This window comes from Litorivivens sp., assembly GCF_057445395.1.
The window spans coordinates 20,384-43,378 of sequence record NZ_JBVBUV010000017.1 but is presented as its reverse complement, the minus strand read 5'-3'; the positions used below and the strand labels follow the sequence as shown (position 1 = coordinate 43,378).

The window sequence follows — 22,995 nt, the reverse complement described above, 5'->3', positions numbered from 1 at the left end:
TTGTCGTCCGGTGCAAGTGGTGGATTTCGATAAAAATTCGCCGCCAAATCGATTACAATACGCCGCTCAATTTTAGCTCACACAAGGCACTCTCCCAGCATGCTGATACTTCCCGGCTCCCCGGCGCTTTCCGACTTCCGGCTGGAAAAGCTCAAATTGACGCTGCATGACATCGTACCCGATCTGCGGGCGCTGTCAGCTAATTTTGTTCATCTGGCGGCTGTCGATGGTGCGCTCACAGAGGATGAGAAGGCGGTGCTGGACCAGCTGTTGCATTACGGGCCCTCGCTGGAGCAGGAATCGGTGGACGGCCTCAGTGTTGTTGTGACGCCGCGGGTAGGCACTATCTCCCCATGGTCGAGCAAGGCGACTGATATAGCCCGCAATGCCGGGTTGAACAAAATTCAGCGTCTGGAGCGGGGGGTGGAATATCGGCTGTTGTTCAGCGAATCGCCCACTGAAGAGCAGCTGCAAGCGGTGCGCGCCGCGCTTCACGATCGTATGGTTGAAACGGTGTTTGCCACGCCGGAACAGGCCGAGGTGCTTTTTCAGCAGCAGGCGCCTGCACCGCTGGCAACTGTGCCTGTGCTGGCTAGTGGGCGTGAGGCATTGGAGCAGGCCAACACAAGCCTTGGGCTGGCGTTGGCGGACGACGAAATTGATTATCTGCTGGAGGCTTTCAGCGGATTGCAGCGTGACCCCACTGACGTTGAATTGATGATGTTCGCCCAGGCCAACTCGGAACACTGTCGCCACAAGATTTTTAACGCCAGCTGGAGTATAGACGGCGAAGAGCAGGCCTACTCCCTGTTCAAAATGATCAAAAATACGCATGAACTGGGCGGAGAAAATGTGCTCAGCGCCTATGCGGATAACGCAGCCGTGGTGACGGGCACCAAGGCTGGCCGTTTCTACCCCGAGGCGGACAATTTTGAGTATCGCTACCATCAGGAAGATATTCATCTGCTGATGAAGGTGGAAACCCATAATCATCCTACTGCAATAGCGCCATTCCCGGGGGCGGGAACGGGCAGTGGCGGTGAAATTCGCGATGAGGGTGCAGTCGGTCGTGGCTCTAAACCCAAAGTGGGATTGACGGGCTTTACCGTTTCCAATCTGCAGTTGCCTGGTGCAACCCAACCCTGGGAGCAGGATTACGGCAAACCCGGTCGAATAGTTTCAGCGCTGGATATTATGGTGGAAGGGCCTATTGGCGGCGCCGCGTTTAACAATGAATTTGGCCGTCCAAATATCTGTGGTTACTTCCGTACATACGAAGAAACGGTTGCTGGCCCTAACGGCGAGGAGCGGCGCGGTTACCATAAGCCCATCATGATTGCCGGTGGCTACGGTAATATCAAAGCCGAACACGTGGATAAGCCCCCGTTTTCAGCTGGTGCCAAACTGGTGGTTCTAGGTGGGCCTGCGATGCTGATTGGCTTGGGTGGTGGCGCGGCGTCTTCCATGAGCAGCGGGGCCTCCAGCGAAGATCTGGATTTTGCCTCGGTGCAGCGTCAGAACCCGGAAATTGAGCGTCGTTGCCAGGAAGTTATCGACCGCTGCTGGTCTCGTGGTGAGCAAAACCCCATAGCCTTTATTCATGATGTGGGTGCAGGCGGCCTGTCTAATGCCTTTCCGGAGCTAGTCAAAGACGGCGGCACGGGCGGCACCTTTGATATCCGGAACGTGCCCAATGCAGAACCGGGTATGTCGCCGCTGGAAATCTGGTGCAACGAATCCCAGGAGCGCTATGTACTTGCCATCAATCCGCAAGACATGGCCACATTTGAAGCCATCTGCGAGCGCGAACGTTGTCCCTATGCCGTGGTAGGCGAGGCAACAGACGAGAAACACCTACGTGTTGGCGACACGCACTTCGAAAATAATCCGGTAGATCTACCGATGTCGGTATTGTTTGGTAAGCCGCCGAAAATGCATCGGGAGGTACAGAGAGCAAAGTTTGCCAAGCCCACGCTGGATCTGGAAGGCGTTGATCTGGAAGAAGCCGCAGAGCGGCTGTTGCGCTTGCCTACCGTCGGTAGTAAACAATTTCTGATCACTATTGGCGATCGCTCGGTAACCGGTCAGGTGCACCGTGATCAGCTGGTCGGCCCCTGGCAAGTGCCGGTAGCGGATTGTGCGGTTACCACCGTGTCATATGACAGCTATGCGGGTGAGGCGATGGCAATGGGTGAGCGCACGCCAATGGCGCTGATTGACAGCCCGGCATCCGGTCGAATGGCCATTGCTGAAGCCATTACCAATATTGCATCTACCCGGATTGGCCAGCTGTCCGACATCAAACTGTCGGCTAACTGGATGTGTGCGGCGGGTCACCCTGGCGAAGATGAACGACTCTACGACACCGTGCGTGCAGTGGGTATGGAATTGTGTCCGCAGCTCGGGATCACGGTTCCCGTGGGTAAAGATTCCATGTCCATGCGCACGGTCTGGAATGAAGGTGATGAAGAGAAAGCCGTTACCGCGCCAATGTCTCTGATTATCTCAGCCTTCTCGCCAGTGCTCGATGTTCGCAAAACGGTTACCCCGCAGCTCAAAGCGCTGGCTGAAGATACCTGTCTATTGCTGGTGGATTTGGGCAATGGCAAGCATCGCCTGGGCGCGTCCTGTCTTGCGCAGGTTTATAACCAGATTGGCGATGAGCCGGCTGACCTTGACAGTGCTGAGCAACTTAAGGGCTTCTTTAACGCGGTTCAGTCGCTGTTGGCTGAAGACAAGCTGTTGGCCTACCACGATCGTTCAGACGGCGGTTTGTTTGTGACGCTAGCGGAAATGGCCTTTGCTGGACATTGCGGGTTGGATGTTGACCTCTCTGCGTTGGAAGGGCCAAGCCTGGCGGTGCTGTATTCCGAGGAGCCGGGCGCGGTGCTGCAGGTTCGTCGCGGTGACATCGATGCGGTTAAGGCGGTGTTTGCCGACTTTGGGCTGGCACAGCAGGTGGTTGAAATTGGCAAACCGGAAACGGGTGATTCCCTACGCATTCGCCGCTTTGCTGAGGTGTTATTTGATAAGCCGCGTTCGTATTGTCAGCGTTTGTGGTCGCAAACCAGCTATGCGATTCAGTCGCTACGCGACAACCCGGAGTGTGCCCAGCAGGAGTATGACGCCTTGCTGACGGATGACCCAGGTCTGAGTGTGAAGCTTACCTATGATATCAACGAGGATATCGCTGCACCCTTTATCCAGCGGGGGGCTAAGCCCAAAGTAGCTATTCTGCGTGAGCAGGGTGTCAACGGGCAGATGGAAATGGCTGCGGCCTTTGATCGCGCTGGCTTTACCGCGGTTGATGTGCATATGAGTGATATTCTCAGCGGCAGAGTATCGCTGGCGGACTTCAAAGGGCTTGCCGCCTGTGGTGGTTTCTCCTATGGCGACGTACTTGGCGCAGGTGAAGGCTGGGCCAAAACCATTCTCTTCAACAATCGCGCGCGTGATGAATTTGAAGCGTATTTTACCCGCGAAGACACGTTCTCGCTGGGGGTGTGCAATGGCTGTCAGATGATGTCCAACCTGCGTGACCTTATCCCTGGTGCTGCGCACTGGCCGCGTTTTGTACGTAATCGCTCAGAGCAATTTGAGGCGCGTTTTTCGCTGGTTAAAGTTGAGTCATCACCCTCTATTGTGCTCGCCGGCATGGCGGGTTCTCACATGCCGGTGGCGGTGGCCCACGGCGAAGGTCGGGCAGAGTTCCGCTCGGTCGAGCATCAGCAGCAGTGTTTCGACAGCGGCACGCTGGCTATGCGCTTTGTGGATACACAACTGGCAGCCACTGAGGTCTATCCGGCAAACCCGAACGGTTCTCCTGAGGGGCTGACTGGGCTGTGTTCCGAAGATGGTCGTGTCACTATCATGATGCCGCATCCAGAGCGGGTATTTCGTGCAGTGACCAACTCCTGGTATCCGGATGACTGGCAGGAAGACGGCGCCTGGCTGCGTCTGTTCCGCAACGCTCGCGTCTGGCTCGGGTAACTTCTCTGCAACAGCAATCTACGCCAGTGCTTGTTATACTCGCTCGCTTTTAGCAGGCACTGGCCAGAACACAGGCCCTATTTGGGGCCGACAATAACGGTGGACAGGATTAAATGAACAAGTACCCCTGGTGGAAAAACGCACTGATACTGGTGATCGTGGCGTTTGGGCTGTTTTATGCCGCCCCCAACCTTTACAGCCCCGATCCGGCAATTCAGATTTCAGGTGAAAGTGGTGGCGCCATCATCAGTGAAGTTGAACTGCAGAAAGTGACCAAGGCGCTGGAAGCCGAAGGTATTGAGCATTTCGGGGAATCCATCTCGGAAAAAGGTAATTCGGCGCTGGTGCGGCTTAAAGATCGCGAGCAGCAGCTTACCGCTCAGCGACTGATCCAACGTGCTCTGGGTGACGGCTTTATCGTTGCGTTGAATCTGGCACCTACCACACCGGATTGGCTCACCGCGTGGGGCGGCCAGCCCATGAAGCTGGGCCTGGATCTTAGTGGTGGTGTGCATTTTCTGCTGGAAGTGGATACCGACAGCGCGATAGTCGGGCGTCAGGAGTTCTACAGTACGGGAATCAAACGCGCACTTCGCCAAGAGCGTATTCGCGGACTGGTGCAGTTGCAGGACAACGGTGCTATAGAAGGCCGGTTCAAGAGCGAAGAGCTGCGAGACCGCGCAGCGCGAGTAATTCGAGATGAATACGCCGAGCTTCAGGTCACCAAAACGGAAGAGGGTGAGGATTACTTTCTGCGTGCTGTTATTGGCGAGCAAACCCGTAAAGAAATTGAAAATTACGCAGTGGAGCAGAACCTGACGACCCTGCGTAATCGAGTCAATGAACTGGGGGTTTCCGAGCCTTTGGTTCAGCGCCAGGGCAAAAGCCGCATTGTGGTTGAATTGCCGGGTATCCAGGATACCGCGGAAGCCAAACGGATTCTGGGTAAAACAGCGAATCTGGAATTTCGCTTAGAAGCACGTTATGACGCGCCAGCGTCTGACCGTCAGTACTTCGAGTTCCGTTCTGACCGCTATGGCGATGCCGGTGCCTGGTTGGAAAAGGATATCGTTATCACGGGCGAACGAGTGTCCAATGCCCAGGCTGGGTTTGATCAGCAAACTGGACAGGCGCAGGTAAATATCACGCTGGACAGCGAAGGCGGCACCCTGATGCACAGGATAACGCGCCACAATATCAATCGCCGTCTGGGGGTGCTGTTTATTGAGCGCAAAACGCGCACGACCTATGTTGAGACAGCGTCCGGCGAAGAGAAAGTTATAAAAACGCCATACGATGAAAAGCGCATAATCAGTCTTGCGACCATTCGCGATGCGTTGGGTGTTCAGTTTCGTATTACCGGACTGGACAGCCCAGCAGAAGCAGCGGAGTTGGCACTGCTGCTGCGCGCTGGTGCGCTGGCAGCGCCGATCGATTTTGTTGAAGAGCGTACGGTTGGGCCGTCACTGGGCGCCGAAAATATTAAACAGGGTGTGCTGTCAGTGCAGATTGGTCTGGCGCTGGTTGCTGCGTTCATGTTGTTGTATTACCGAGTGTTCGGCGTAGCCGCTGTGATAGCCCTGTCGGTCAATATCGTGTTGCTGATTGCGGTGATGTCGATATTGTCAGCTACATTGACTTTGCCGGGTATCGCCGGGATTGTATTAACGGTGGGTATGGCGGTGGATGCCAACGTGCTTATTTTTGCCAGAATTCGCGAAGAACTGGCTAACAGGGCGTCACCGCAGCAGGCCATTTCAGCCGGCTTTGATCGTGCCTTTGTGACGATCATGGATGCCAATATCACTACCTTGCTGGTGGCGATTATTCTTTATGCTGTGGGTACGGGGCCGGTTAAAGGCTTTGCGGTGACCCTGTCTATCGGGATTATTACCTCGATGTTCACGGCTCTCATGGGCACTCGCTCCATCATCAACCTGATATACGGCGGTCGCCGTGTTAATAAACTGGCGATCTGAGGTTAGTCATGACGGATAAAGTGATCAATTTTATGGGCGCCCGCAAAATTGCGGCGGCGTTTTCTATTGCACTGATATTGATATCAATCGGATCCTTAATTGGAAAAGGTCTGAACTTTGGCCTCGACTTTACTGGGGGTACCCTTGTAGAAGTTGTTTACGACGAAGCGCAACCGCTTTCCAGCATCCGCCAAACACTCGCTGATGCCGGCTATGCTGATGCTGTCGTTGTGTTTTTCGGCTCGGACACCGACGTACTGGTGCGCGTGCCGCAGGGTATGAGCCCCGAGTTGGGAGAGACCATTCTCGGGGTGCTCACAGATGCTGCGGGGGTGGGCGTCGAGCTCCGGCGGATCGAGTTTGTTGGCCCGCAAGTGGGTGAGGAGTTACGTGAACAGGGCGGTCTGGCTATCCTGCTCGCACTGATCGTGGTGTTGATCTATATCTCCATGCGCTTTCAGTTCAAGTTTGCTGCCGGGGCGGTTATTGCGCTGGTGCACGACGTGATTATTGTGCTGGGTGCGTTTTCCTTGTTCAGTATCGACTTCGATCTGACGGTCTTGGCGGCTCTATTGGCTGTTATCGGTTACTCGCTCAATGACACGATTGTTGTGTCGGACCGCATTCGCGAAAATTTCCGCAAGTTGCGGAAAATACCGTCAATAGACGTGCTCAACGTATCGCTAACAGAGACCCTGGGCCGAACCTTGGTAACCTCGTTAACCACCTTACTGGTGTTGTTGGCGCTGTTTTTTGTCGGCGGCGAGATGATCCGCAGCTTCGCAGAAGCCTTGATCATCGGCATCGTGGTGGGCACCTACTCTTCCATGTATGTAGCAGCAAACTTTATGTTGGCCATGGGCATTTCCCAGGAAGATCTGATTATTCCGGAGAAAGAAGGCGAGCCCATCGACGATCTGCCTTAGTGCAGTTCTGAAACCCCCAGGCTCTTATGCGACGTCCATCGCGTAGGAGTCTGTGGGCCGCAGACGAAGAAAATTTTCGCTCAATCCGAATCATTCCCCAGGACTGATGCTGGCCAGCTGTCTGGTGCAATCATTCGCCGCTCTCCATTGTCGCTCAATACCATCACCGGTCGTTCGGCCCCCAGCGCTAGGTGCTTGTCGGTCAACTTGTCACTGTCATCGCGGTCGCCTAGCCAGGCGGGTTTGCTTAAATAGCGCCAAGAGGCGCGATTTTCCTGCTGTAAAAAATCTGAACGATGTTGCCAGAAGCCGCGAGGGTGCTCAGGATGAATATTGGGGTGTAGGGGAGTGCCAGAGGCGTGATGAAACAGCCAGCCCTTAATGGCCACTTCTTGCGCCAGCGAGTTGATACCCAAGTTGCTCAGCACGGCGCGGCTGGCAGAGCGGTGTGGCAGTGCAAGCTGATGTGATGCCATACGGGCCCATTTGATATCAAGTCGGTCTCGGCTGTTGGGTCCCAGCCAGTAGCTCAGCGCATTGCCGGGGGCGAGCGGGGACAGTGTGGCCATAAAAAACTTTATCGCCAATTCCAGATGAATAGACTGGTCGCGGCGATGGCAATGGTAAAGAACGTCAAATTCACCCAGCGTGCGGCCTTCGTCGCGCACGGGTAGATTGTGGGCGAGCAGCGTCGTGTCAGGGTCTTCTTTCAGGAAGAAATGCCAATAACTTTCAAAAATCAGTCCGAGTCGTCGCGACTTGCAGTGCTCGTCTATGTAATCGAGCAGCGGGCCGGGTTCCTGATCGAGCGAACGCAGCCACTGGCGCCGGCCTTCGTGCAGTTGAAATGCAGGTGCGGTAACCTTGTGCGGCGAATCGTCCGTCAAGCCGCTGAAGTTGGCAATCAGCGGTTCTGAAAAGCATATCCAGGCCAGTTGCCGCACCCGCGGGTGCTGAAGAGAATGAATAAAGTCTGTCATAGTGCGATACTGGCGGGCCGGGGTGAAATGACCAATTTTATGGAAACCTTTCGAAATATCGGCATTGTAGGACGTGAAGGTAACGGTGTTGCAGAGACCTTGCAACGTCTGGTGTGCTTTCTGCAGTCGCGCGATCTGACGGTTGTGTTGGGCGAACATATCGCGCGCCTGTTGCCTGAGCACGGGCTTCGTGTCAGTCCACGCAAAATGATCGGGGAAATTTGTGATCTGGTCATTGTCGTGGGCGGTGATGGTAGTTTTCTGGGGGCTGCACGCACCTTGTCCAAGCAGCCTGCGCCAGTGCTGGGTATTAACCGCGGCCGGCTGGGGTTTCTGACAGACATTTCACCGGATGATCTGGAAGCACAGATCGGCGCCGTGTTGGACGGTCATTACACGAAGGAAAAGCGCTTCCTGCTAGATGTTGAAGTGACGCGAAATGGTGAGCCAGTAGGCGCTGGAGAAGCACTCAACGATGTGGTGGTAAATTCGGGTACCTCAGCGCATATGATGGAGTTTGACCTCTACATTGAGGGTGAATTCGTCTATCGTCAGCGCTCTGATGGATTGATTATTTCGACCCCGACGGGCTCCACCGCTTATTCCATGTCGGGTGGTGGTCCGATTATGCACCCGAAGCTCGACGCCATTGTCCTGGTGCCGATGTTTCCCCACTCCCTCAGTAGTCGGCCCATTGTGGTCGATGGCAAAAGCGAAATAAAAATCGTGATTTTGGCGGACAACAAACTCCCGGCACCGGTGACTTGTGATGGTCAGGAGATTATCCCGACCCGGCCGGGCGACGTAGTCTACGTGCGTAAAAAGCCCCATAAGATGACAATGATTCACCCGTCGAGTCACAGCTTTTATGCCAGTTGTCGCGATAAGCTGGGTTGGGGCGGGAAGCTGGGGCAATAGATGAATCTAGAAGCACTTCGCGCACCTCTTTCCAAGGATCTGCGTCCGCTCTCGGTGTTCCTGATCGACAAGGGCGTAGCTCATCAGATTAGTGAGCAGCAGGGAGAGCAGGTCGTCTGGGTGATGGATAGGGAGTCTGCGGTTTTGGTTCGAGCGTTCTACGAGCGCTTTTTGGCCGGAGAATTGGAGATTGGTGCGATAGCGGGAGAGAGCCGCGCACAAGATCGTCCCGCACACCCCAAGGCCTTTCTGCCAGTAACACTGCTGTTGATTGTAGCCAGTATTATTGGTGCTGGCCTGACGTCGCTGAGCCCGGAATTATCGTCTGTATTGAGTTACTACCAGCTGAGCGCGGTGGACAACGGCTACCTGTTAAGCGAGGCACCGGGGCAGTATTGGCGCTGGTTTACGCCGGTGTTCCTGCATTTTGGGTTTTTGCATATCACCTTCAACGCGCTGTGGGTGTGGGAGCTGGGTCGGCGCATTGAATTTCAGCAGGGCAGTCTGTGGCTGTTGCTGCTGACAGTAGCAGTCGGCGTCGCGTCCAATCTGGCTCAGGTCTGGTATACCCCGGGGCAGCTGTTTGGCGGCATGTCTGGCGTGATATATGGCTATCTGGGCTATATCGTTGTTTGGCAACGTTTCGCGCCGGTCCCTGCCTACGAACTACCCAAAGGGATCGTTATTTTCATGTTGGCCTGGCTATTTATTTGTATGGTCGGCTTTACCGAGATGGTGGGATTGGGCGCAATTGCCAATGCGGCCCACCTTGGTGGGCTTGTCAGCGGCATTGTGGTGGCAGTCGCGGCCATCGTGCTGCGCACTCTCACTGCGCGTTGACGGCTTTGATATAATTCCCCTCTTTTCGCAATTGAAAGCATACAACTGAAGACAGCCCATGAATGTAGATGAAATGCTCAAAGCCATGACGCCGGAAATCCACGCTGCCCTCAAGCGCGCGGTAGAAATTGGCAAATGGCCAGATGGTCGTCGCCTGTCGCCAGAACAGCGCGAAATTTGTATGGAGGCGGTGATTACCTATGATCTACGCAACCTGACTGAAGAGCAGCGGGTGGGCTATATCGATCGTGGTAGCAAAGCTGATGGGGAGCTGTGTGACGATGACGCGGCGACCAGCATCTTGAAGTGGGCGGATCAGTAATGGGCGTAGTCGGCGAAGGCAATATCAGCAAAATGCGTACCGAGCTGGTTGAGGGCACTGCCCATTATCAATTACCTCTGGGTGATCAATTGCTGGATATGAACACGCGCATTGGTCAACGACTAAAAATAGATTTTGACGGGGTGATCAACTGCGTTCACTGCGATCGGAAAACCAAGAAGAGTTTTAGTCAGGGCTATTGCTACCCCTGTTTCCAAAAGCTCGCGCAGTGCGACAGTTGCATTATGAGCCCGGAAAAGTGTCATTATTTTGAGGGAACCTGCCGAGAACCTGAATGGGCCGAGACCCACTGCATGACAGACCACATCGTGTACCTGTCCAATACCTCCAAGGTCAAAGTGGGCATTACCCGCGGGACGCAGGTTCCGACCCGCTGGATAGATCAGGGCGCGACTCAGGCCTTGCCGATCTTTCGGGTGAGCAACCGGCTGCAATCAGGTTTGGTGGAAACTGTCTTCAAAAATCATGTGGCGGATAAAACCAGCTGGCAAGCCATGCTGAAAAGCGAACCCGACCCGGTTGATCTGGTGGCTGAGGCGCAGCGGCTGATGGCCGAATGTGAGACCGACATACAGGAATTGCAGGCCCGTTATGGTGAATCAGCCATAACGGCGCTCAATGAGAAAGAATGCCAGATTCGCTTCCCTGTCGAAGCGTATCCCGCCAAAGTAAAAGCCTTTAATCTCGACAAGTTACCCTCGGTTGAAGGTACGTTGATGGGGATTAAGGGGCAATACCTTATCCTCGATACCGGTGTGATCAATATGCGTAAATACGGCGGTTATCGACTCAGCCTGTCCGAATAAACTGGCAGACTACCTTTTCGTGCGTTAACAGTGGAGTTCAATCATGCGTGATGCACAGGCGACCACCATATACCTGAAAGATTATCGTGTTCCTGATTTTCTGATTGATAAAACCGATTTACATTTTGAACTGTTTGAATCGCATACCCTGGTGCATTCACGGTTGGCGATGCGGCGCAATCCGCAAGCACCCTCTGACAAGGCTGCCTTGCAGCTCGACGGCGCTGAGCTGGAACTTGTGTCGTTGTCAATTGACGGCTCGGCCTTGAGCGGCAGTGCGTACCAGATTAACGGTGAAACACTGACAATACCCGACGTGCCCGCACAGTTCGAGCTTGCCTGTACCACGCGTATAGAGCCGCACAACAATACTTCGCTTGAAGGTTTGTACAAATCTAGTGGTATGTTCTGCACCCAATGCGAGGCCGAAGGTTTTCGCAAGATCACCTGGTACCTGGATCGCCCCGACGTGATGTCGGTGTACACGGTTACCGTCGATGCGGATGCGGCACGCTATCCTGTGCTGTTATCCAATGGCAATCTTGTCGCCACGGAAAACCTGGCCAATGGTCGTCACCGGGCGGTGTGGGAAGATCCATTTAAAAAGCCAGCCTATCTGTTTGCCCTAGTGGCAGGTGATCTCGAACGGGTAAGCGATAGTTTCGTCACCATGAGTGGCCGCAAGGTTGATTTACACATCTATGTGGAAGCCAAAGATGTTGATAAATGCGACCACGCGATGACTTCATTGAAGAACGCGATGCGTTGGGATGAGGAGGTTTACGGCCGCGAATACGACCTGGATATCTTCAACATTGTTGCGGTTGATGATTTCAATATGGGGGCGATGGAAAACAAAAGTCTCAATATTTTCAATACCTCCTGCGTGCTGGCTAGCCCCGGAACCACTACCGATGCAGGCTTTCAGCGCGTTGAGGGCGTCGTCGCTCACGAATATTTTCACAACTGGTCTGGTAACCGCGTCACCTGTAGAGACTGGTTTCAGCTAAGCCTTAAAGAAGGTTTTACCGTATTTCGCGACGCCGAATTTTCGGCGGATATGGGGTCGCCCGTCGTCAAACGGGTAGAGGACGTAAGCCTACTGCGCACCGCGCAGTTTGCTGAAGATGCCGGCCCTATGTCACACCCGGTTCGCCCGGATTCTTACATGGAAATTTCCAATTTTTACACTGTGACCATTTATGAAAAAGGCGCGGAAGTGGTGCGCATGATTCATACCTTGCTGGGGCCGGAACAGTTTCGCAAGGGCAGTGACCTGTATTTTGAGCGTCACGATGGTCAGGCAGTGACCTGTGAGGATTTCGTGCGGGCGATGGAGGAAGCCAGCGGGATAGATCTGACTCAGTTTCGACACTGGTATTCACAGGCCGGTACGCCAGAACTTGAGGTGTCTGGACACTATGATGCGGCGGCAGAAACCTTTGCACTAACGGTTAAGCAAAACTGTCGACCAACGCCAGGACAAAAGGAGAAGCAGCCTTTCCATATCCCTCTGGCGATGGGCTTGCTCGGTGACGCAGGTGCACTGCCACTAACCTTGCGCGGCGTGCAGCCTGATACTGAAACCGCCGACAATACCCACACGGTGTTGCATGTTACCGAGCCGGAGCAGACCTTTATTTTCGAGCAGGTGAAAGAAGCCCCGGTGCCCAGCCTGCTGCGCGGATTTTCAGCACCCGTCAAGCTCTATTATGACTACGATCGGGATGACCTGCTGTTTTTGATGCAGCAGGACACTGATGGGTTTAACCGCTGGGAAGCCTCTCAGCAGCTGGGCGTTCTTGCCTTGAAAGATATGATCGCCGCCCATCGCAAGGGAGAAGGCTGCGCGCTGGACAGTCGTCTGATAACCGCAGGTCAAAGCCTGCTGTGCGATGAGTCTCTCGACCCGGCGATGGTGGCCCTCATGTTGACCTTGCCCAGTGAGGGCTATCTGGCAGAGTTGATGCAGCCGGTTGATGTGCTGGCCAACCACGCGGCCCGGCAGCAGGCGAGGCTCGAGTTGGCGATCGCCCTCAAAGGCGAATTACTGGCTACTTATCGTCGCCTGTCGATGGCCCAGGGTGAATACCAACCGACGGCGGAACAGATTGCGAGTCGCAGCCTGAAAAACCTCTGTCTGCAATACCTGATGCTGTTGCCCGATGAGCACAGCCTGCAGCTCTGCCTAGAGCAGCTGGCGACCGCCGACAATATGACAGATCGTTTGTCGGCACTGGTGGCCTTGTTGAACAGTGATTACGAAAAGGAAAAGGCGCTGGCGCTGCAGCAGTTTTACCAGCAGTGGCAGCATGAACCCTTGGTGATCAACCAGTGGTTCCAGGTGCAGGCTACCTGCAGTCGTCCGGGCACGCTGACGCGGGTTCACGAGCTGCTCAATCACCCGGCCTTTGAAATTCGTAACCCGAATAAGGTGCGCGCGGTAATTGGTGCTTTTTGCGGACAGAACGCGGTCAACTTCCACCAGACTGATGGCGCTGGCTATCGCTTTCTGGCCGATCAGGTTATCGCGCTGAACAGCATCAATCCGCAAATTGCCGCACGATTACTTGGGCCTTTGTCCAAGTGGCAAAAATATTTGCCTGAACAGCAGGCTTTGATGAAAGCGGAGCTGGAGCGCATCGCAGCTTGTGCGGGTCTCTCGCGTGACGTGTACGAAGTGGTTTCCAAATCCCTGGCCGAGTAGCGGCCAGGGCATTTCGGCACGTTAGACAAACGTTCGAAACAGCTTGTCGTAGAGCAGGGTAATAGTCGAATAGTTACCCTGCTGCATGTCTTTGTGGTGATTGGCGTGCTTGACTGAAATCCAGCTCAGCAGTCTTCCTGGAAAGTGATCCATGCGAATATGGCAGTGGTTAATTACGTTCAGGTTCTGGAAAACCAAGACACAAAATGCCAGCGTGGCTATGTGAAAGGGCCCCATAAATATACCCAGCAGCGCGGCAGAGCCCATAAACAGGCCGATACCGATAAAGGTTTCCAGCGGGTGCACATAGAAGGCGTCGATGTATGTTGGATGGCGAGCCTGGTGATGCAGTCCATGTATTTTTCGGAAGTAGCCGTTGCCGTGAAATACAAAACGATGGGTCAGGTAATAAAAGAAATCGTACACCATTAATATCGCGACGCAATCCAGCGCGATCTTCCACAGCGGCTGAGGCTGCTGTGTCACGATAAAGGGCACCATGGTTGAGTAGAACACGAGATTGGTAATTGCGCCGATTTTGCGTGTGGAGGCGACTACTGGGGGGTATTTGTCCTTCGCAATTTTATGTTTGTCTTCCTCGCGATTGACTGCCCGCATACCATCAAAGGCGCGGACCTGCTTCACCAGTCTATTACCGATGACGGTAACAAGCGTCAGCGTCGCCAGCAGTATCAGAGTGGCCTGCCAGTTGTAGGTCATGGTGCGCTCCTTTCTTTAATCGCTACCCTGTAATTATGTAAACATACATTTACGAAGAGTAAAATACATATTTACCAGTTTGGCGGTGTATCTGCCCCTTTAGGTGCGGTTTGCGCTATTTTGGTGCAAAAATACCCTGCTACATCCTTGGCCCGTTTCCGGGAGATGGCTCAAATATCGTCAAATTGCCCGATTGTGGGGGCTTTTCCGTGACCTCAGGCCCACAAACTGGCATCCTGTAGGGCTAATTCATTGATGAGGTTACTATGAAAATCGCAAACAACTGTGTCGTCTCCTTCCATTACACGCTCACGGACGAAGACGGCCAGACTCTGGATAGCTCAGATGGCCGCGAGCCACTGGCCTATCTGCACGGCCACAACGGCATCATTCCCGGTCTGGAAAATGAACTGGTGGGTAAAGGCCAAGGCGACTCTCTGCAGGTGGTTGTTCAGCCGGAAGATGGCTACGGAGAATTTAATCCCGAGCTGCTGCAACAGGTTCCGCGCGAAGCCTTCCAGGGCGTAGAAAGTATTGAGCCCGGTATGCAGTTCCAAGCTCAGGGTGAAGGTGGTCAGGCCCAGATGGTCGTGGTTCGTGAGGTTACTGACGAGGCTGTGTTGGTTGACGGGAATCACCCGCTGGCAGGTCAGGTACTGAACTTTGACGTAACCATCGAATCGGTTCGCGAAGCATCTGCCGAAGAGATTGAACACGGTCACGCCCACTGACGTGATACTGACAGGGTGCCGCCACACAACGTTGTGGCGGCAATTCCAGACCATATGATTGTTGTTACCGACCTCGACGGTACGCTCCTCGATCACCACTCCTATTCTTTTGACCCCGCACGCCCGGTGCTGGCCGAACTGGCCCGACGCCATATCCCGGTTATTCTCAATACTAGTAAAACCCGCGCGGAGCTCACCGATTTGCAGCGAGCCTTGGGCCTGCAGACCCCGTTTGTGGTTGAAAACGGCTCTGCTATCTACAGTGCGGATCAATCAGCTTGTAGGGTGCTTGGGGTGCCTCGCGTCGAGTTGTTGAGCGCGTTGGGCGACGCACGAATTCAGGGTTACCGTTTCTCTGGCTATGCTGATATGTCTGTTCAGGACGTGGTTCAGCACACCGGGCTCAGCGAAGCCCAGGCGCAGGCGTCGATGGCGCGTGAATTTACCGAGCCTGTTGTTTGGGAAGATACCCCAGAACGCCTTGCTGATTTTGCGCAATGGATTAAGGCACGGGGATTGCAGTGTTTACGTGGAGGGCGCTTTGTTCACGTGATGGGGCGCTGCGATAAGGGGCTGGCTATGCAACAACTAATACAGCACTACTATACTGACAATCGTGGCCCGGTGGTGGCGCTCGGGGATAGCGAAAATGATCTGGCCATGCTCGAGCAGGCCGATATTGCCGTGTGTATTCGCTCTTATTCTGACCGCCGGCTGGAACCGGCATCGTCAGTCGTAGCAATACATACCGACAACTATGGTCCGCAAGGGTGGGCCGAGGCCATGACAGATATTCTCAATCAATGGGGAAGAGATTAAGTGGGCGATTTTTATCAGAGCGGCAGCATAGCCACCTTGCACAATCTCGTGGATCGGCCGCTGGAGGCGCTTGAGGCGGAGTTGTGTCAGTTCTCTCACACCCGGCCGATGAGTCTGGTGTTACCGAGCCTCTTTTCCGAGCTCCAGGGCGAGGCGCTGGAGAACATTGTCCAACATTTGCAGAAGGTTCCCTATCTGAGCGAAATCGTTGTTGGGCTTGATCGGGCCAGCGAGGACGAGTTTCGACAGGCCATCGATTTCTTTGGCCGGTTGCCGCAACACCACAGAATTCTCTGGAATGATGGGCCGCGCCTGAAAGCACTTGATCAGCGCTTGCAGCAGGAAGGCTTGGCGCCGCAGGAGGCAGGAAAGGGGCGCAATGCCTGGTATTGTCTGGGGTATGTGCAGGCTTCAGGCAGGGGCAAAGCGATAGCCTTGCACGATTGCGATATCGTCACCTATGACCGTTCGCTGCCGGCGCGTTTATTTTATCCGGTAGCTAATCCGGTATTCAGCTACGAATTCTGTAAAGGTTATTACGCCCGGGTCACCGACAAAACGATCAATGGTCGGGTGAGCCGCTTGCTGGTGACGCCGCTGATCCGGTCGCTCAAAAAAATCTACCCGAATATGGAATATCTGGATTATCTGGATAGCTTTCGTTATCCACTGGCCGGTGAATTCTCCATGCAGGCAGACGTTGTCAGTGACCTGCGCATTCCCAGTGACTGGGGGCTTGAAATCGGGCTGTTGTCGGAAGTCTTCCGTAACTATTCCTGTAATCGCCTGTGTCAGGTGGATATTGCGGATCGCTACGATCACAAACACCAGGATCTGTCAGAACACGACGATAGTGGCGGCTTGTCGAAAATGTCTATCGATATCACCAAAGCCATTTTCCGAAAGCTAGCAATCAATGGCGTAGTATTTTCCAACGAAACCTTCCGCTCCATTAAGGCTACCTATTACCGCATGGCGCTGGATTTTGTCGAGATGTACAACAACGACGCGTTGATGAATGGTCTGCAGTTGGATATACATCGCGAAGAGCAAGCGGTGGAGCTGTTTGCCGGCAATATTGTAAAAGCGGGGAATATCTTTCTCGACAACCCGATGGAAACGCCGTTTATTCCCAGTTGGAACCGGGTTGTCAGTGCCATCCCGTCCATTCTGTGTGACCTGCGTGAAGCGGTTGAGGCTGATCGACGGGAGTTTGGTGGGCGTGACTAATCAGACTGATTTTGGCTTGCTGACGGCCACACTCGACAGTCAGTTGTCGTTTATTTACGGTGAAGCGCGGGCGCTTGAGTTGCGCGAGCGGATTGTCAGCTTGTTTGGCTTTAATGACACAACGTTTGGTCCCGAGCCCTTCAGTAATCACTGGGATCAATCCGATATCTGGATGATTACCTATGGTGACAGCGTTCAGCGGGCGCCTGACCCTCCCTTGCAGGTGCTCAAGGAATTTCTTGATACGCGCTTGCAGGGTGCAATTTCGGGTGTGCATATTCTGCCGTTTTGCCCCTACAGCTCCGATGACGGTTTTGCCGTCATCAATTATGTGGAGATAAACCCCGCACTAGGTGAATGGGAAGATATCGAAGCAATCTCGCGAAACTACAGCTTAATGGCCGACTGTGTTATCAACCATTGTTCCAGTCGCAGCCTGTGGTTTGAAAACTTTAAGAAGGGCGAAGGTGTTGGTGCCGATTTCTTTTATGAAGCCTCTCCGGAAGATGATCTCACTGCAGTAGTGCGGCCGCGCACCAGCCCCTTATTGCGGCCTACGGAAACTGCGAGTGGCCTGAAGCATGTGTGGTGTACCTTCAGTCACGATCAGGTGGATTTTGATTTTGGTAATCCCAGCGTGCTGCTTGAATTCCTTTCAATTATCAAGCTCTACCTGGATCGCGGCGTACGCATTCTGCGTTTGGATGCAATAGCTTTTTTGTGGAAGGAATTAGGTAGCAATTGCCTTAACCTGCCGCAAACGCACGAGATCGTGCGCTTGATTCGAACAGTGTGTGAACACTACCGCGGCGACTCAGTTATTATTACCGAGACCAATATTCCTAACAGGGAAAATCTGAGCTATTTCGGTAATGCCAATGAGGCGCATATCGTTTACAACTTTTCACTACCGCCGTTGCTTCTGCACAGCCTTCTCAGTGAAGACTGCAGCCACTTGAAAACCTGGCTGATGAGCATGCCGCCTGCTCAGCATGGTACTACCTACCTTAATTTTATTGCGTCCCATGATGGTATTGGTCTACGCCCTGCGGAGGGGCTGCTGAGCGACGAGGAACTGTCGCAGTTGGTAACCAGTGTCGAGTCTTTCGGCGCTAAGATTTCGTGGCGAGCCTTGGAAGATGGCGGTAACCGCCCCTATGAACTCAATGTGAGCTTGTTTGATGCCTTGCGCGGAACTCATCAGGGGGAGGACGAGTTCGCAGTGCCGCGTTTTCTTTGCGCGCATGCGATCATGTTGGCGCTTGAAGGTATACCGGCGTTTTATATTCATAGCCTGTTTGGTACGCGCAACGATTACAAACGTTTAGAAAATACTAGTCATAACCGCGCGATCAATCGTCATCAATGGCAGTGGGACGAGCTGCAAACTGCGATAACGGATGACACCACGCATCGCCAGATCTTCGAGGCGCTGCAGCGCCTGATTCGTGTGCGCAAGGCGCAGCCCGCATTTCACCCCAATGCCACACAATATACGCTGCACATCAATGATCAGGTCTTTGCTTTCTGGCGGCAGAGTGCTGACCGACGGCAAAGCATATTTGCCCTGCACAATATTTCCCGACAAGAGCAGACAGTCAGCCTGACAGAGTTGAACCTCATCGGAACGGATGCCTGGTTTGACCTGCTCAGCGGTATCGCTATTGAGGATTTACGCGGTACGCTATCGCTTGCGCCGTATCAGTGTGTCTGGATCAGTAATTCAGGCTTGTAGTCGTGGCGATGCAAGCTCTGGCTGTTGGCCGCACTCATCGCTTTGCGCTATTAGTGCTTGTGCCCCGCCCAAAGGTAGCTTAGGATTCTCGGTGTTACTCAACTTTCTGATCTGAGATCACATGTATCCACTTCATCTTATGACGTTTAGTGCTATTCGCTGGCTGGTGTGCCCGGCGAGGCTTGGCTGCGTGTCTGGATGAGGTAAACCCCTAATTCAAAAAGGCCGCAGAAATCTGCGGCTTTTTTTGTTTCAGGCTCCAGATTTCTCCGGCACAACAGGAGAACCAAAACATGGGGCCGCCGCTGGCTTACCTGATTGTGATTGCCGTTTGGGCAACAACACCGCTCGCTATCAAACTGAGCAGTGAATATTACGCGCCAATGGCGGCGGCTTCGCTGCGATTTTTGCTAGCCTGTGCCATCGCCTGCTGTTTGATTGCGCTGTTTCGTGGCGGTAGTAGCCTGAAACGGACTCACTGGAAAGCCTACCTGGTAGCGAGTTTGGGTATCTTTCCGAATATGCCTTTGGTTTACATGGCAACCGGCTATATCTCTTCGGGGTTGGTGTCGGTAATGATGGCAACCGCGCCGTTTATTATGGGCGCCTTATCCATCTTTGTTTTGCGACAGAACCCCTTTACACCCTTGCGGATGTTGGGGCTGGTGGTCGCGCTGGCAGGGCTGCTGGTGATCACCGCGAATCAGTTTGCGTTGGATGCTGATGCGTGGCGGGGCATATTACTTATGCTTGGCTCCACCTTCACATTTTCATTGAGTAATGTGTTGCTCAAACGAATGGATACTTCGACGATTGATCCTCTGGAGCAGAGCCTTGGCGCTATGATATTTGCGTTGCCTGGGCTGTTACTGTGCTGGCAGGTTAGTGATGGAAATGTGCCGAAAATTGCCCCCAATAGCGCCACCTGGGCCGTTGTGTATCTTGCGGTCGTGGCATCAATTGTCGGTTTTATGGCGTTTTACTATGTGCTGCGCACGCTGCCGTTTGAACTGGTTGGGCTGGTGCCGCTGATCACTCCAGCGCTGGCCATGACGCTGGGCGTGCTTTATGCCGGCGAGATGGTTGATGATGCACTAAAGCTCGGCAGCCTTATGATTTTGTTGGGGCTGGCAATCTACGAGGTGGTGCCCGGCCTGCTGAAACGCAGGCGCATGTCAGTTGTCGTCAGCGGCTGTGCTGGGACTGCGCAGCATCAGTAGGCCACCGCTAATCACAAGCGCAATGCCGAGAACTGTTGGGGTGTCGGGAACCGCACCCCAGATCCACCAATCGAGTAGTCCGGCGAAGACCAGGGCAAAGTAACTGGTGGGTGCCAGAATGGACGAGGGCACATAGGAGAAAGCCTTGGTATAGATCACAAACGTGCCATACATGACCACGCCGACGTACAGCAGCCAGGGCAGCGCAGCTTCGGGGATAGGTTGGTAGTGAAGAACGAAAAACGGCAATACAAACAGCAGGGATATACTGAAATAGTAAAACAGTATCCGGCTTTCTGGTTCGGTGCGGGCAAGCTCACGCGTGCTGACCATTGAGATGGCCAGCCCCAGCCCGGAACTGAGAGCTACCAACTGCCATGGGCTGATGCCGTCGATAGTGGGGCGCAGTACCAGTAGTACACCGGCAAAGCCAATGATCAGTGGCAACAATCGTGAAGTGGGGATGGCGTTGCGATACCAGACGAGTATGACCATTGGTACCATCAGTGGCGCCGTATTCCGAAACAGGGTCGCTTCGACCAGTGGCATATATTGCATCGCCAGATAGTACGTATAGAAACACGCGCAGCCGCTAATACCGCGAATGGCGTGTTGCAATGGCCGTTGGGTGACTATCGCGCGTTTGCCGTTGCGCAGCCACCAGGGCAACACCAATAGGAAGCAGATCAGGTATTGCGCCAGAACAATAGCGGAGATGTGAACCTGTCCGCTGAGGTGTTTGCCGGCCGCAGCAACAGTGCTGCCGAGGAATACCGTTAGAATGCCGAGTGAGATACCGAGCGCAAATTGTCTTGGATTGCCAGTAGTAATGTTGTTTTCCTTGCACAGCCTTTGTGCGCAGATCGGGGGGCGTCATGCGGCGGGCTGAAATTTACAATTGGGTCTTTGTAGCGTGAAGTGTAAGGTGAAGTGATGTCTGTGTGGAAGCAGCCGGCAACAATTGACGACCTAAATCGCATGCAGGGTGACAGCCTCGCCACTGTGTTGGGTATTGAGTTTATTGAAATTGGCGACGATTACTTGAGGGCCACCATGCCAGTGGATAATCGTACCCGGCAGCCCTTTGGCCTGCTGCACGGCGGGGCTTCGGTCGTGCTGTCGGAAACCATGGGAAGTGTAGGCGGCTTTCTGGCGGCGGCGCCGGGCTCGATGGTTGTTGGCCTGGAGGTGAATGCCAATCATTTGCGGTCGGCGACGGAGGGTGTGGTTACAGGTACCTGTAAGCCATTACATATGGGGCGAACCACGCAGGTCTGGGAAACTCAGGTTCACGACGCGCAGCAGCGATTGGTATGTGTGTCCCGGCTAACCGTAGTCGTCAAAACGCCTAAGAAGTAACCGTAAATTCGAAGGTTGGGGGCTGGTTACAGCCCCTGGATTTTGCGTACGGCCTCAACTTCGAGATCTTGAAGATCTTCCAGAATGTTATCGAGCACAGTGCTGATTTTGGTGCAGGTGCGAATGGTTTCAAGGTTGGGCCAGGTTGCCCGTTCACCTTCACGCATCAGGCCGAATAACTCCTCTTCCGACAATTTGGCGAGCAGTTTGCGCAAATCGTAAAAACGGAAGCTCGGTACGATATTGATATCACCCGAATACTCCTGCTTGGCGAGGCTGTGCATACTGTTCAGCGCCATGTTGACGCGAGGCATATCGCGTAAATAGTTTTGCGATATAAAGCGCTGGGCATCGAGTACTTCGGTCAAAGCCGAGCGACCGACGCCGGTCAGTAGGGTAGACAGACCTCCGCGCTTCTTTTTACGGCTGATAAACGGCAGAACGACGGGGTTAACCTGGCTGACGATGAAGTGGTTCACGCCGTACATGCGTGACAGTCGTTTCGCCGGCAGGTCATCCGAAATCGAGCCATCGATCCATTTGCGTGAGGCCAGGTATGGCTGGCTGTCACCGTAAACGTTTTTAGCCTGAAGGCTGACCGGTGGGTACACGCCGGGTACCGCGCAGGAGGCGAGTACAGCCGAGCGGATATAAACATTGGGTGAGGCAATGGCATTTAGCAGACGCGAGGTCTGGTGCGGCTCAGCCGGGGCAATCGAGATACAGATTTCTCGTCCCGTTTTCTTGTAAGCCTCTTCAAAGGTCATGTCTGGAATCAGACGGCTTATCAAATTCTGCAGGTCGTGAATGTCGATGTTGGCGCGGGCTCCGCGGAACATGCGATTGAACCAGCTGGCTTCCTGCTGTGCTTCAAACGCCAGGTTCTTGGGATCCATGAACTTTTCCATCTCGTCGTCGGTGTGCGTGCCGAGCACGGCGGCGACGAGTGAGCCGGCGCTGGCGCCGGAAATCACGTGGGGGAGTAGCTTTTCTTCCAGCAGGGCTTTGACCACGCCAATGTGGTAGAAGCCCAGTGCACCGCCGCCGCTGAGCATCAGCGCTGAGCGGCCATAGCATTGGCTGGCCCGATTAAAGAAGTCGAGCTTGTCCTCGAAACTGATGTCTGGGTTGTCGGTGTTGGCAATGTGTGTCAGGGCGCTGGCAATTTCATCCACATAGTCCTCTATCAGCACCTTGGTGCCAAATTTGGAGCGGGAGTGCACGGCAGCTTTGCCCATGCCGCCCATATTGCCGTGAATGCCCTCATTCAGGGTGAACAGCAGGCCAATGTCATCATGGCGGGCGCGCAGCGCGCGCAGGCGGTCTAGGCGGTATCGGATGGACACATGGTCGTATAGCCGGGTTTGGTCCATTTTGCGCCACTGAGCCAGTCCAACCAGTTCATCGTAAGCCTGGGCGGCCTGAGACCATTGCTCGTAGTTCTCGGCATTGCGCATGCGATCTTCGAGTTGTTTACGTCTTCTCACCGGTAGCTGCACCATAGATTCCTGATTCACATATAAATTGACAGTGGCCACATTGTAGAGCGTCTATCAGCTGATTCATAGCGGCCCCACTTACTGATGTTGTCAGATGGCACACTCGCAAATATATGTTTCCATCGTGTGAATATGGCCCTTGCAGCTCAGTTTTCCCTCTCATCTTGGGGAGGGCTCGCGTATAATTGCCGTT

18 protein-coding genes are annotated in these 22,995 nt (G+C 54.0%); 14 read left to right on the top strand and 4 right to left on the bottom strand.

Annotated elements, in window-relative coordinates; all coding sequences use genetic code 11:
- Positions 1 to 99 precede the first annotated feature (99 nt).
- The 3 genes from purL to secF all read left to right on the top strand — a co-directional run bounded on the left by purL (position 100) and on the right by secF (position 6,895).
- Positions 100 to 3,990, top strand: a complete 3,891-nt coding sequence (purL, locus tag AC222A_RS07355) for a phosphoribosylformylglycinamidine synthase (protein WP_486774808.1) — start codon at positions 100 to 102, stop codon at positions 3,988 to 3,990.
- 113 nt (positions 3,991 to 4,103) lie between these two features.
- On the top strand, positions 4,104 to 5,969 hold the full coding sequence (gene secD / locus AC222A_RS07350; RefSeq protein WP_372758992.1) for a protein translocase subunit SecD: 1,866 nt from the start codon (positions 4,104 to 4,106) through the stop codon (positions 5,967 to 5,969).
- A gap of 8 nt (positions 5,970 to 5,977) precedes the next feature.
- Entirely contained in the window at positions 5,978 to 6,895 is a 918-nt protein-coding gene (gene secF, locus AC222A_RS07345) for a protein translocase subunit SecF (protein ID WP_486774807.1), read from the top strand.
- 80 nt (positions 6,896 to 6,975) lie between these two features.
- Here the strand turns inward: secF and AC222A_RS07340 are convergent, their stop codons facing one another.
- Positions 6,976 to 7,875, bottom strand: a complete 900-nt coding sequence (locus tag AC222A_RS07340) for a DUF1853 family protein (RefSeq protein WP_372796568.1) — start codon at positions 7,873 to 7,875, stop codon at positions 6,976 to 6,978.
- Between the two features lie 39 nt (positions 7,876 to 7,914).
- Between AC222A_RS07340 and AC222A_RS07335 the strand changes: the two genes are divergently transcribed.
- Genes AC222A_RS07335 through pepN form a run of 5 tightly spaced genes read left to right on the top strand, consistent with a single transcriptional unit; the run spans position 7,915 to position 13,489 of the window.
- Complete coding sequence (locus AC222A_RS07335; protein WP_372758995.1) at positions 7,915 to 8,793, top strand: NAD(+) kinase; 879 nt, start codon at positions 7,915 to 7,917, stop codon at positions 8,791 to 8,793.
- Positions 8,794 to 9,633 (top strand): rhomboid family intramembrane serine protease, encoded by an 840-nt coding sequence (locus AC222A_RS07330; protein ID WP_486774806.1) that lies wholly within the window; start codon positions 8,794 to 8,796, stop codon positions 9,631 to 9,633. It abuts the gene before it with no gap.
- Between the two features lie 58 nt (positions 9,634 to 9,691).
- The gene (locus AC222A_RS07325; protein WP_372758478.1) at positions 9,692 to 9,955 is read left to right on the top strand and encodes a YeaC family protein; all 264 of its coding nucleotides are present in this window, start codon (positions 9,692 to 9,694) and stop codon (positions 9,953 to 9,955) included.
- Entirely contained in the window at positions 9,955 to 10,782 is an 828-nt protein-coding gene (locus AC222A_RS07320) for a DUF2797 domain-containing protein (RefSeq protein ID WP_486774805.1), read from the top strand. The genes AC222A_RS07325 and AC222A_RS07320 overlap by 1 nt, the downstream gene beginning before the upstream one ends.
- A 43-nt stretch (positions 10,783 to 10,825) precedes the next feature.
- Positions 10,826 to 13,489 (top strand): aminopeptidase N, encoded by a 2,664-nt coding sequence (pepN, locus tag AC222A_RS07315; RefSeq protein ID WP_372748627.1) that lies wholly within the window; start codon positions 10,826 to 10,828, stop codon positions 13,487 to 13,489.
- A gap of 21 nt (positions 13,490 to 13,510) precedes the next feature.
- Here the strand turns inward: pepN and AC222A_RS07310 are convergent, their stop codons facing one another.
- Positions 13,511 to 14,209, bottom strand: a complete 699-nt coding sequence (locus tag AC222A_RS07310) for a sterol desaturase family protein (protein ID WP_372748626.1) — start codon at positions 14,207 to 14,209, stop codon at positions 13,511 to 13,513.
- A 266-nt stretch (positions 14,210 to 14,475) separates the two neighbouring features.
- Between AC222A_RS07310 and AC222A_RS07305 the strand changes: the two genes are divergently transcribed.
- The 5 genes from AC222A_RS07305 to AC222A_RS07285 all read left to right on the top strand — a co-directional run bounded on the left by AC222A_RS07305 (position 14,476) and on the right by AC222A_RS07285 (position 19,944).
- Positions 14,476 to 14,940 carry an FKBP-type peptidyl-prolyl cis-trans isomerase gene (locus AC222A_RS07305; protein WP_372748625.1) on the top strand — a complete coding sequence of 155 codons (465 nt, stop codon included), beginning with the start codon at positions 14,476 to 14,478 and terminating at the stop codon, positions 14,938 to 14,940.
- Between the two features lie 54 nt (positions 14,941 to 14,994).
- Entirely contained in the window at positions 14,995 to 15,759 is a 765-nt protein-coding gene (locus tag AC222A_RS07300) for an HAD-IIB family hydrolase (RefSeq protein ID WP_372758481.1), read from the top strand.
- Positions 15,760 to 16,989, top strand: coding sequence for a glycosyltransferase family protein (locus AC222A_RS07295; protein WP_372748623.1), 1,230 nt, complete (start codon positions 15,760 to 15,762; stop codon positions 16,987 to 16,989).
- Positions 16,982 to 18,724, top strand: coding sequence for a sugar phosphorylase (locus AC222A_RS07290; protein ID WP_372748622.1), 1,743 nt, complete (start codon positions 16,982 to 16,984; stop codon positions 18,722 to 18,724). Before AC222A_RS07295 ends, AC222A_RS07290 begins: the two co-directional genes overlap by 8 nt.
- Before the next feature lie 293 nt (positions 18,725 to 19,017).
- Positions 19,018 to 19,944: a DMT family transporter gene (locus AC222A_RS07285; protein ID WP_486774804.1), complete on the top strand. Its 927-nt coding sequence runs from the start codon at positions 19,018 to 19,020 to the stop codon at positions 19,942 to 19,944.
- Here AC222A_RS07285 and AC222A_RS07280 read toward each other — a convergent pair.
- Positions 19,900 to 20,739: a DMT family transporter gene (locus AC222A_RS07280; RefSeq protein ID WP_372749195.1), complete on the bottom strand. Its 840-nt coding sequence runs from the start codon at positions 20,737 to 20,739 to the stop codon at positions 19,900 to 19,902. The genes AC222A_RS07285 and AC222A_RS07280 overlap by 45 nt on opposite strands.
- Before the next feature lie 138 nt (positions 20,740 to 20,877).
- Here AC222A_RS07280 and AC222A_RS07275 point away from each other — a divergent pair, with 138 nt between their 5' ends.
- On the top strand, positions 20,878 to 21,303 hold the full coding sequence (locus tag AC222A_RS07275; protein ID WP_372749193.1) for a hotdog fold thioesterase: 426 nt from the start codon (positions 20,878 to 20,880) through the stop codon (positions 21,301 to 21,303).
- Between the two features lie 26 nt (positions 21,304 to 21,329).
- Here the strand turns inward: AC222A_RS07275 and AC222A_RS07270 are convergent, their stop codons facing one another.
- Entirely contained in the window at positions 21,330 to 22,790 is a 1,461-nt protein-coding gene (locus AC222A_RS07270; RefSeq protein WP_372749192.1) for a DUF3336 domain-containing protein, read from the bottom strand.
- Positions 22,791 to 22,995: the final 205 nt, after the last annotated feature.